The following is an 11,607-nucleotide window of genomic DNA, read 5'->3' as shown; positions in this document are numbered from 1 at the left end:
CCGACAACACCAACAGTGCCATCGGCATGATCGCCAGACCGCCGAATTGCCACATCGTGCCGAACCAAAGATAGGGAATACGCTTCCACCCGATGGCAGAACGGTAATTGTCTGATTTGAACCCGACCAGCGCGCGGAATGGCGCAACAAGCACCGGAATGGCGATCATCATCGCGACCAGCGTCGATGCGATCCCCAGTTCCACGATCATCACCCTGTTCAGGGTGCCCAGCAGCATAACAGCCGCCATCCCGACCGAGACCTGAAACAGCGACAGCCGCAACAGCTGGCCCAGCGGCAGATCATCACTGACCGCATCGCTGAACGGTAGCAGGTTGAGCGAGATCCGCTTGAGTGATGACGCCTTGAAAATCATTTGCGCGCCCTTTCAAAGACCAACGCAGTGGAGATGTAGAAACCGGATTTGACCCGTTCGATATCGCGCAGCGCCCCTTTGACGCCTGCCTTACGCAGCGCATCGGCGACGCCAGCGGTCGTATGCGGGATCATCACGGGGCTGCGGTCGGCGGCGGGAAACATCTTGCCCGCGCGCCACATCAGCATCAGCGCGGGGGTGCGCGGAGCAACGGTGAATACGAATTTGCCGTTGATCCGGGGTGCCGCGCGATCCAGAAGCGCCGCGATATCGGGGGCGGTGTAATAAATCAGCGAATCCATCGCCAAGGCGTGGTCAAACCGGCCGCTGGTCGCGTCCAGCATATCGCCTGCGACCCAGGTGATCGCGCCGGGCAGCCCCTTGGGCATCCGCTTTTCACCGATCTCGACCAGAGCGGGCGAGATATCGACGGCCACGACATCCGCGCCACGCTGCGCCAGTTCCACCGCCATCGCCCCGGTGCCGCAACCGGCATCCAGTATCCGCGCACCGCGCAGATCATCCGGCAATTGCGCCAGCATCAGCGCGCGCATCCGGTCACGGCCCGCGCGCACGGTCGCCCGCACGCCCGACACCGGCGCATCCGACGTCAGCCGTTCCCAGACCTTGGTCGCAGTGCGGTCGAAATAATGTTCGACCCGGTCACGTGTGGCGGCGTAGTCGGTCATCAATCGAACCCAAGCAATTCAAAGATTTCACGATCAGGCAGGGGGGCCGGTGCCATCGCCTCGGTCCCGTTCCAAAGGGTTTCGGCAAGGCGCATATATTCCTTGCGCACCATGACAACGTCCTCGTCGTCGGGCATTTCGAACAGGGTTTTCTTTTTCAACCGGCTGCGCCGGATCGCATCCAGATCGGGCATATGCGCGATGCGGTTGAAACCCACGGTGGCGCAATACCGGTCCACTTCGTCGGTGTCTTTCGACCGGTTCGCGACGCAGCCCGCCAGACGGACCTTGTAATTGGCCGATTTCGCCTGCACCGCCGCGATGATCCGGTTCATCGCATAGATGCTGTCGAAATCATTCGCGGTCACGATCAGCGCGCGGTCGGCATGTTGCAGCGGGGCGGCAAAGCCACCACAGACCACATCGCCCAGCACGTCGAAGATCACGACATCGGTGTCTTCCAACAGATGGTGCTGTTTGAGCAGTTTCACCGTCTGGCCGACAACATAACCGCCACAGCCAGTGCCGGCGGGGGGGCCACCAGCCTCGACACATTTGACGCCGTTATAGCCTTCGAAGATGAAATCTTCGGGGCGCAGTTCCTCGGAATGGAAATCTACCTCCTTCAGAATATCGATGACGGTCGGCACCAAAGTGCCGGTCAGCGTGAAGGTGCTGTCATGCTTGGGGTCGCAACCAATCTGCAAGACCCGTTTGCCGTGCTTGGAAAAGGCAGCCGACAGGTTCGACGATGTCGTCGATTTGCCGATGCCGCCTTTGCCGTAGACGGCAAAAACCTTTGCGCCTTCGATCTTGCTATCTTCATCCTGATGGACCTGCACCGAGCCTTCACCATCTTGACCGCGCAGGTTGGGGATTTCGTCTCTGGGGCTCATGGGAGCCTCCTTTCCGTTATATTCATTGCGAAAGGGGTCATTCTGCTGCGATCCCTTCCATGCGATCTTCGAGTGCGTCAGCGGCGTTTTGCAGCGCCGCCAGCATTGCGGCATCCGGTGCCCAATATTTGCGGTCCGATGCTTCCAGCAGCCGGTTCGCCATCCGCATCGAGGCTTGCGGGTTCAGCGCCGCCAGCCGTTCGCGCATGGCATCATCCAGCACGAAAGTTTCCGACAGACGCTGGTAGACCCAGGGTTCAACTCCGCCCGTCGTGGCGGACCAGCCCATGGTGTTGGTGACATGCGCCTCGATCTGGCGGACACCTTCGTGGCCGTGTTTCAGCAGGCCTTCATAGAATTTCGGGTTCAGGCTACGGCTGCGGGTTTCCAGTGCGACCTGATCCTGCAAGGTTCGCACCTTGGCCGATCCGCGTGTCTGATCACCAATATAAACCGGCGCAGAAACACCGCCCTTGGCGCGCTTCACGGCGCGGGAAATGCCGCCCAAAGTGTCGAAATAATGGTCCACCGTGGTGACACCCAGTTCGACCGATTCAAGGTTCTGATAGGCAAGGTCCACATCCTTCAGCGCCTTTTGCAGCAGGCCGGGGTTCTGCGTGGCCTTGCCGTTGACGCCATAGGCAAAGGATTTCCGCGCCTCGTAGGCATCGGCCAACTCGTCTTCATCGCCAAAGGCAGAGCTGTCGACCAATTGGTTGACGTTGGACCCATAGGCACCTTCGGCGTTCGAGAACACGCGCAGCGCGGCGGTTTCCAGATCGCAATTCATTTCGCGGGCATAGGTCAGCGCATGAGCACGGATGAAATTCTGGTCCAGCGGTTCATCGGCTTGGGCGCATTTCAACGCAGCCTCGGCCAGCATGCGGGTTTGCAAGGGCAGCAGGTCGCGGAAGATGCCCGAAAGCGTCATCACCACGTCAATGCGCGGACGACCGAGTTTTTCCAGAGGCACCAGATCGGCACCCGCCAGACGGCCAAAACTGTCAAAGCGCGGGATCGTGCCCATCAGTGCCATGGCCTGCCCGATAGGGCCGCCATCGGATTTGATGTTGTCAGACCCCCACAGCACCAGCGCCACGGTGCGCGGGAATGTGGGATGGGTTTCCAGCAGCAGATCCGCCTGCTTGCGCCCTTCGGAAATCGCAAAGGCGGTCGGCATGCGGAACGGATCGAAGGCGTGGATATTGCGGCCCGTCGGCACGATGGAGGGAGAGCGGATCAGGTCACCACCCGGCACAGGCGCGATGTAATGACCCGACAGCGCACGCATCAGCGCAGGCAGTTCGTGGTCTTCCTTGAGCAGTTCGGCGGCGCGGTCGGCAGCCTCGCCCGCTGGCATCAGGCGGATCATGTCGGCGCGGGCGGCGGCGGACATCGACTGGCCCACAACATGGAAACCTTCGGTGATCAGAGACCCTTCAGTTTCGAGCAGTTTCAGCCAGAGCGTGTCGATGTTACGGGCATTCATATCGACCGCATTCGCCTGATCGCGGATCAGCTGTTCCAGATCGGCGCGCTGGCTGTCCTCGGCCGGCATTTCGCGCCAGCGCTTGAGGCTGTCCTTGAGGTCGATCAGGCCCTTATACAGGCCCGCTGTCGTCAAAGGCGGCGTCAGATGGGTGATCGTGATCGCATTGGACCGACGCTTGGCCAGCGACGCCTCGGACGGGTTATTGGCGGCATAAAGATAGACATTCGGCATCTCGCCGATCAACCGGTCCGGCCAATCCTTCGCGCCAAGGCCCGCCTGTTTGCCGGGCATGAATTCCAGCGCGCCATGCATGCCGAAATGCAGCACGACATCGGCGCTGAACGTATCGCGCAAGTAGCTGTAGAAGGTGGCGAACGCATGGGTCGGCGCGAAACCGCGTTCGAACAACAGGCGCATCGGGTCGCCTTCGTAGCCGAAGGCAGGCTGGACGCCGACAAAGACATTGCCGAAATGATGGCCGAGGATGAACACGCCGCGCCCGTCGGATTGCACCTTGCCGGGGGCGGGGCCCCATGCGGCCTCGATCTCGGGCAGGTGCTTGGACGTGCGCACGATGGTATCTGCATCGACATGGGCGGCGACATTGGCCTGCTGGCCAAATTGCTGGGCATTGCCTTTCAGGATCATCGCGCGCAGGTGGTCCACGGTTTCGGGGGCCTCCATCGTGTAACCTTCGGCCTTCATCCGGTGCAGCGTGTTGAACAGGCTTTCGAATACGGCAAGGTAGGCGGCAGTGCCAACGGCCCCGGCATTGGGTGGAAAGCCGAACAGGACGATCCCGACCTTTTTATCGGCATTTTCCTTGCGGCGCAGAATGGCCAGACGCCGGGTTTTCTCGGCCAGTGAATTGATGCGCTCAGGACAGGGTGCCATTGCCTTGCAATCGGATTGCAGCGCGCATTTATAGGCGCAGCCGTCGCAGCCATCAGGGCCATGGCGACCCGCGAAAACAGTCGGGTTGGTCGCGCCGTCGATTTCGGGCAGGGCGACGAGCATTGTGGTTTCGATGGGGCCGAGGCCTTGGGCGTTGCCAGCCCACTGACCCAGGGTCTGGAATTCCAGTGGCTGGGCCGAGATATAAGGCACGTCCAGTTTCGCCAGCAGGGCGACTGCCGCGTCACTGTCGTTATAGGCAGGGCCACCGATCAGCGAGAAACCCGTTAGCGATACGAAGGCATCGACACTGCCTTGGAAGAATTGCTCGATGGCAGGGCGGCCATCAAGACCACCGGCAAAGGCGGGGATGACGCGCAGACCTTTGGCTTCGAAGGCACGGATCACGGCGTCGTAATGGGCGCAATCGGACGACAGGATATAGGATCGCAGCATCAGGATGCCGACCGTAGCGACCGGAGCGGCTGGGCTGGACAGATCAGCGACATCGGTGCTGATGTGATGACCGGGAAGGTCAGGGTGATAGACACCGCAATCGGGGTATTCGATAGGGGCGGTGATCTTGACCGGCTGCCAGTCCTGCCCTTTGGCGTAACGCGACACCAGCATGCGGACCATCTGTTCGATATTGTCGTCGGACCCGCCCAGCCAATATTGCATCGACAGGAACCAGTTGCGCAGGTCCTGGCTTTTGCCGGGAATCAGGCGGAGGATCTTGGGCAGGCGGCGCAGGGTTTTCATCTGGCTCTCGCCGGATTTGCTGGCCTTGGCGGTGGGCTTCAGCCGCTTGAGCAGGCCCATAAGGCCGCTGGCAGGCTTGGACATATCCAGATCGCCCATTTTCGTCAGTTTGACGATATCGCTGTCGGCGATGATGTTGATCATCGCATCGCAACCGGCACGGCGCGCCAGCAGATCAGGCAGGATCGCGGCAGTATGGGCTTCGAGGAACAGCAGGTTGGTGACAATGATATTGGCAGTGGCAATGGATTGTTGCGCATCGATCAATGCTGCAGGGTTTTCGCCCCATTCGGCGGCGGCGTGGATCGTGATATCCAGCCCCGGAAAGGCAGCGGAAAGTTTTTCACTGACCCGCATCGCAGGCCCTGCGGAATGCGAATCGAGCGTCAGGATGACGAACCGATAGGCGCTATGATCTGTGCTATCGCGCATAATGTGCCTTTGCTTCATAAAGCGTATCAAGGCTGATCTGGTTCAGACCCTTTTCGGCTGCATAAGTTTCGGTGTTGCGCCGGGCCTTGCCGCGCACGAAGAAAGGGATTTTCTTCAGTTCTTTTTCGGCATCAGACAGCCAGATGATATTGTCGTCCTGTGGCGCGGGGGCGTCTTCCGCCACGGCTTCGACCTTAGCTTTGGCCTTGCCGCCATGGTGGCTGGGACCTGCATCATCGTGGAATTCGAAATCATCGCGGAACATCGTCAGCAGGTGTTCTTCCAGACCCATGACCAGAGGATGGATCAGCGTGTCAAAGATGACATTCGCGCCCTCGAAACCCACCTGCGGGGAATAGCGGGCGGGGAAATCCTGCACATGGACGGGGGCGGAAATCACGGCGCAGGGGATGCCCAGACGTTTGCCGATATGGCGTTCCATCTGGGTGCCAAGGATCATTTCGGGGCTGAGTGCTTCAATCGCTGCCTCGACCTCCAGATAATCGTCGGTGATCAGGGCTTCCAGCCCATAGGCGTTGGCCAGCGCGCGTACCGGCCGGGCCATTTCGCGGTTGTAGCAACCGATGCCCACCACCTCAAACCCCATTTCATCACGGGCGATGCGGGCATGGGCTGCGACATGGGTGCCGTCGCCGAAGATGAACACGCGCTTGCCGGTCAAATAGGTGCTGTCCACCGACCGTGACCACCACGGCATCCGCAGGCGGGATTCGTCGATCTTCATGTCTTGTCCGGTGATCTTGCCGATTTCGGCGATGAAATCACGGGTGGCACCAACACCGATGGGCACGGTTTTGGTGAACGGCTGGTTATGGTTCTTTTCTAGCCAGCGCGCGGCGGCTTCACCCGTTTCGGGCGACAGAAGGACGTTGAAATGCGCGGCGGGCAGGCGGCCGATATCGGATGGCGTCGCACCCAAGGGGGCCACGACGTTTACATCGACGTCCAGATCGGAGAGCAGGCCGGTCAGTTCTTCAACATCATCTCGGGCGCGGAAACCAAGCGCGGTTGGGCCGAGGATATTGCAAGTCACCCGCGCTGTGCGCTCTTGCGGTTTTGCCAGCGCTTTGACGATCTGATAAAACGTCTCATCCGCGCCGAAGTTTTCTTTGCGGCTATAGCTGGGCAATTCCAGCGGGATGACGGGAATGGTCAGGCCCATGATTTCGGACAGACCTGCCGGGTCGTCCTGAATCAGTTCGGCAGTGCAGGACGCGCCGACAATGATCGCTTCTGGCTGGAACCGGTCGACGGCATCCTGACAGGATGTCTTGAACAAGGACGCAGTGTCTGTGCCCAGATCACGCGCCTGAAAGGTGGTGTAGGTCACCGGCGGACGGTGGTTGCGCCGTTCAATCATGGTAAACAGCAAGTCAGCATAGGTATCGCCCTGCGGCGCATGCAGCACGTAGTGCAGACCTGTCATCGCCGTGGCGACACGCATGGCACCGACATGCGGCGGGCCTTCATATGTCCAGACGGTCAATTTCATTCGGCGGCCTCCAGACGAAGCACGGCCTTGCGGCGCAGCGGGCGCGAGAACAGACCGGCCAGATCGCCCGCCTGTTCGTAGAAATGGACCGGCGTGAAGACGAGTTCGATGGCCCATTTGGTGGACAGGCCTTCCGCCTCCAGCGGATTGGCAAGGCCAAGTCCGCAGATCGTCAGGTCAGGCCGGGCGGCGCGGGCGCGGTCGAGTTGTTTGTCCACATCCTGCCCTTCGGAGATTTGTGGGCCAGCGGGCAGCAGGTCCAAGTCAGGACCGTGCAGCGCGTCGTGGATATAGGGGCTGCCCACCTCGATCGCGGTCATACCGCATTCGCGGGTCAGGAAACGGGCGAGGGGGATTTCCAGTTGGCTATCTGGGAAGAAGAACACCGATTTGCCGCGCAACACTTCTGCCGCTTGTGCGATGGCCTTTTGCGCGCGGGCACGCGGGGCGGCGGTGACAGCGTCGAATGTTTCATCACTGACGCCGAATTCGGTGGCGATGGCGCGCAGCCAGGCGGTCGTGCCTTCGTCGCCAAAGGGGAAAGGGGCCGCCAGATGGCGGGCACCGCGCCGCTGCAAAGCAGCATGGGTTTCGCCGAGGAAAGGCTGAACCAGCGCGAAGACCGTGTTGGAGCCGACAGCCGTCGTGTCATCGATCCGCCGTGCGGGCAGCAGGCGGACGGGTCCGACGCCCATATCCGACAGCAGTGCCAGCATCTGATCCTCGACCACATCGGGCAAAGCACCGACGACCAGCAATTCGCGGGCCTCAGTGGTTTTCAGCACCGGCACCATGCAGGCGAGGCAGGCATCTTCGCCTTCGGTGAAAGTGGTTTCGATCCCGGAACCGGAATAATTCAGCACCCGCACATGTGGGGCGTGGATCTGGGACAGGCGTTCAGCGGCTTTGGCAAGATCGATCTTGATCACTTCGGACGGGCAGGACCCGACAAGGAACAATTGCCGGATGTCAGGGCGACGTTCCAGCAGGCGGGCGACTTCACGGTCGATCTCGACCTGCGCGTCTTTCATGCCTGCCAGATCGGTTTCTTCCAGAATCGCAGTGCCGAATCGGGGTTCTGCAAAAATCATCACACCGGCGGCAGATTGCAGCAGATGGGCGCAGGTGCGTGACCCGACCACCAGAAAGAACGCATCCTGCATCTTGCGGTGCAGCCAGATGATTCCGGTGAGGCCGCAGAACACCTCGCGCTGGCCGCGTTCCTTAAGAACGGGTGCGGTCCGGCAACCGCCGTTGGAGGGGGTGAGGGCATTCATGCGCGACCCTCTGCGTCAAGGCGGGCCATCCGGAGTTTCCACAGGAACTGACCGGCGTTGATGACATAGGCGGCATAGGCGGCCAGCGCGACATACATCAGCGCGTCAGGTGCCATGCTGCCCGTCAGCAGCGCGATCATGTACCAGCTGTGCAGCGTGATCACGCCAAAGCTGAACACGTCCTCCCAAAAGAACGCAGGCGCGAAAAGGTATTGACCGAAAACGACTTTTTCCCAGATCGCGCCAGTGATCATGATGACGATCAGAAAGACGGTCTTGATCACGATAGAAATGGTTGCCGCCTCATATCCGGCCCCAGTGGCGAGATAGCGCAACACCAGACCCAGCGAAATCAGGAAAACCACGAACTGCACGGGGGCCAGAATGCCCTGCACCAGCGTCCAGCGGGTGCCGTCACGCCGAACACGTTCCGCGTCCGAATACAAACTGCCCGGCGCAGGACGATCAAGCGATGAAACGCTTCCCGGTGCGGTGCTTGTCACGGACATGTAAGGGCCTCCAACCTGAACTTGATTTCAGACTAGGGGCGATCAGGGGGATGTGTCAACTTTAACTTACACATCTGTCGCGGTGACTGTGACATGGCGGGGAGGCGGTCTGCCCCCAAAATCGCTATTTTTAAAGGTTTATTCCATCATATCGGCATGTAATTACCGAGTGTGTCAATTTACTTTGACATTTTATGTCGCAGGACAGACAATGTAGCTAACGCAGATACGCGCAGATTTTCATGCGCAAACGGGAGCGGATATGGCTGATGGCCAAAACAGAGAGGTGACGTCCGGCGCAGCCTCGGCGGCTGCTACGTCCGGGCTGACTCTGGTGCCGCAGGCTGATCGCCGGCTGAATATGCAGATCATGCAGGATATGCGGCGGGCCACGTTGAGCGCTGACGCGCTGGATTGCAGGGCTGTTCTGCAGCGCGCTTATACCGCCGGTATCGCCCGTGACGATATTGCCGATCTTTATATTCCCGGGCTTGCGCGCGAACTGGGTGTAAATTGGTGCGAGGATTCTCTGAGTTTCGCGGCGGTGACAATCGGCTCTTCACGGCTTCAAGCGATGTTGCGGGAACTGGGGCCGGAATGGGTGGGCGATCAATCAGCCACCCCCGGCGCGCCGTCGGTCATGCTGGTCGTGGCGCAGGATGTCTATCACACGCTGGGCGCCATGGTGCTGAGCGGACAATTGCGGCGCAAAGGCCTGTCCGTCCGGCTGATGTTGGGTGTCCAGACCAGCGAACTGATCGAAAAACTGGCGAAAAACAGCTATGACGCGGTGTTCATTTCGTCATCTTTGGGTGAAACGCTTGAATCATTGCGTAAAATCGTTGAAGTGGTCCGTACCACCTGTGCCAAATCGGTGCCTGTCGTGATCGGCGGCACGATATTGGAGGATGCAGCCCCCTGCGACATTGTGTCGCTGACGGGTTCAGATTATGCTACGAATATTCCCAGTGAAGCGTTAGAGCTTTGCGGACTGACAACAAAATTCCTGAGCCTTGCGACACGATCGCGCGAGGCTTAGCCGATGCAGATGAACCTGCCCGAAGGGACCCGGCCATGACCTCGCGCGGGGCGAAATTCTGGGATAGCGGTGCTATCCCGCTGATCGCACCAGAGATACTGGGCGATATCATTGGGGATGTGGCTGATCTGGCGATTGTCATTTCGGACAATTGCGAAATTCTGTCGGTGATCGTCAATCCAGCCAATCCGTCGTTTCTGGTGATGGAACATTGGGAAGGCAAGGATATCCGCGACTCGCTCGCGGTGGAAAGTCGGCCGAAGTTTGAAAGCCGGCTGGCCGCATTCATGGCTGGCGACAAGGATGTCAAACCTGTCGAATTGAACCATTCGCGCGATGTCAGCGACTGGGATTCGCCTGTGCGCTATAGCTTTCACAGGATCGCACCCGATGGCGCCATCCTGATGCTTGGCCGCGATCTGCGCGCAATTGCCGAGATGCAGCAGCAACTGATCCGTGCCCAACTTGCGCTGGAACGCGATTATGAGGTGCAGCGCGAATATGACACCCGGTTCCGCGTCCTGCTGAACAACATGAGCGAACCTGTGTTGTTTGTCGGCGCACAGAACGGCGACATCACCGAAGCCAACGCCGCCGCGACGACCCTGTTCGACCGGTCACGCGATGATCTGATCGGCAGTCCGCTGCTCAGCTGCTTTGAGGCCCGCAAGCGCGGCGACCTGATCGAGGCGCTGACGACGCTGGCTATTTCCGAATGCGGTGATGGCGTAAAAATCGAATTGCGCGGCAAATCCAATGTCGTGCAGATCATGCCCACGCTGTTCCGCGCTGCGGGTGAGCGGGTCTTGCTGTGCCGGATCATCCCCGATGTCGAGGACGGGCTGAAGGCCGACAATCTGGCCCGCAACATGCAGGATCTTTACCTGAGCGGGCCCGAAGCCATCGTTTTCGCATCGGAAAATGGGGATGTCCTATCCGCGAATGATGCGTTTCTGGATCTGATCGACGTGGCCCATGACATCAACGTCCGTGGCCGCAGCATCGCCGATTATCTGCAACGCGGCAGCGTCGATCTGAAGGTCATGACCGAAAACGCCACCCGTTCCGGCCGGATGCGCATGTATGCGACCAAGATCGCCGGCCAATACGGCAGCCCCCGCGCGGTCGAGATTTCGGTGACCAAGCTGCATGCGGGCACGCATTCGGTCTTTGCCTTCGTGATGCGCGATACCAATCATGCCGATACGACGCGTGGCGCATTGTCACCGACCAGTGACGAAAGCATGAAATCGGTGGTGGAACTGGTGGGCAGCGCCACGCTCAGGGATATCGTGGCCGAGACGACAAATGTCGTGGAAAAGATGTGTATCGAAACCGCGGTTTCCCTGACGATGAACAACCGTGTAGCTGCAGCAGAAATGCTGGGCCTGTCGCGACAATCGCTTTACGTTAAATTGCGCAAATTCGATTTACTGAGCCGCGACACCGACGACCGCTAACGCGGGCTCCGTTTAGCAAGGATCCGTTGCAGAGTCCGCCGGTGCATCGACAACCGCCGTGCGGTTTCGGAGACATTGCGTTCGCATAGTTCATAAACCCGCTGGATATGTTCCCAACGGACCCGATCTGCGCTCATCGGGTTTTCCGGGGGCGGCGGCAGGCCGTCCGTCAGCGCCAGCAGCGCATTGGTGACATCGGTCGCATCCGCCGGTTTGGACAGGTAATCCGTGGCACCGATCTTGACCGCAGCGACCGCCGTGGCAATCG

General features: G+C 59.9%; 9 protein-coding genes and 1 pseudogene. 2 read left to right on the top strand and 8 right to left on the bottom strand.

The window, feature by feature from the left end:
* The 7 genes from ACK4TM_RS15140 to bchF all read right to left on the bottom strand — a co-directional run.
* The coding region (locus ACK4TM_RS15140; protein ID WP_409702752.1) for a PucC family protein at nt 1-376 on the bottom strand (376 nt) is incomplete at its 3' end.
* A complete protein-coding gene (gene bchM / locus ACK4TM_RS15135; RefSeq protein WP_409702750.1) occupies nt 373-1,065 on the bottom strand; it encodes a magnesium protoporphyrin IX methyltransferase in 693 nt (230 codons plus the stop codon). The genes ACK4TM_RS15140 and bchM, both read right to left, overlap by 4 nt.
* On the bottom strand, nt 1,065-1,961 hold the full coding sequence (gene bchL / locus ACK4TM_RS15130) for a ferredoxin:protochlorophyllide reductase (ATP-dependent) iron-sulfur ATP-binding protein (protein ID WP_409702748.1): 897 nt from the start codon (nt 1,959-1,961) through the stop codon (nt 1,065-1,067). Before bchL ends, bchM begins: the two co-directional genes overlap by 1 nt.
* A gap of 37 nt (nt 1,962-1,998) precedes the next feature.
* On the bottom strand, nt 1,999-5,541 hold the full coding sequence (locus ACK4TM_RS15125; protein WP_409702746.1) for a magnesium chelatase subunit H: 3,543 nt from the start codon (nt 5,539-5,541) through the stop codon (nt 1,999-2,001).
* On the bottom strand, nt 5,531-7,054 hold the full coding sequence (gene bchB, locus ACK4TM_RS15120) for a ferredoxin:protochlorophyllide reductase (ATP-dependent) subunit B (protein WP_409702744.1): 1,524 nt from the start codon (nt 7,052-7,054) through the stop codon (nt 5,531-5,533). Before bchB ends, ACK4TM_RS15125 begins: the two co-directional genes overlap by 11 nt.
* Nucleotides 7,051-8,331: a ferredoxin:protochlorophyllide reductase (ATP-dependent) subunit N gene (locus ACK4TM_RS15115; RefSeq protein ID WP_409702742.1), complete on the bottom strand. Its 1,281-nt coding sequence runs from the start codon at nt 8,329-8,331 to the stop codon at nt 7,051-7,053. Before ACK4TM_RS15115 ends, bchB begins: the two co-directional genes overlap by 4 nt.
* On the bottom strand, nt 8,328-8,840 hold the full coding sequence (bchF, locus tag ACK4TM_RS15110) for a 2-vinyl bacteriochlorophyllide hydratase (RefSeq protein WP_409702740.1): 513 nt from the start codon (nt 8,838-8,840) through the stop codon (nt 8,328-8,330). Before bchF ends, ACK4TM_RS15115 begins: the two co-directional genes overlap by 4 nt.
* Before the next feature lie 262 nt (nt 8,841-9,102).
* Between bchF and ACK4TM_RS15105 the strand changes: the two genes are divergently transcribed.
* On the top strand, nt 9,103-9,879 hold the full coding sequence (locus ACK4TM_RS15105) for a cobalamin B12-binding domain-containing protein (RefSeq protein ID WP_409702738.1): 777 nt from the start codon (nt 9,103-9,105) through the stop codon (nt 9,877-9,879).
* 35 nt (nt 9,880-9,914) lie between these two features.
* Nucleotides 9,915-11,339 (top strand): transcriptional regulator PpsR, encoded by a 1,425-nt coding sequence (gene ppsR, locus ACK4TM_RS15100; protein ID WP_409702736.1) that lies wholly within the window; start codon nt 9,915-9,917, stop codon nt 11,337-11,339.
* On the opposite strand, the pseudogene ACK4TM_RS15095 reads toward ppsR, so the two are convergent.
* A pseudogene (locus ACK4TM_RS15095) lies at nt 11,336-11,607 on the bottom strand (two-component system response regulator); the annotation flags it as partial. The gene ppsR and the pseudogene ACK4TM_RS15095 overlap by 4 nt on opposite strands.

Origin of the sequence: Yoonia sp. (assembly GCF_046292185.1) — a bacterium.
Taxonomy (GTDB): Bacteria; Pseudomonadota; Alphaproteobacteria; order Rhodobacterales; family Rhodobacteraceae; genus Yoonia.
Note: the sequence above shows the minus strand (reverse complement) of the source record. Positions and strands in the feature narration are given on the sequence as shown.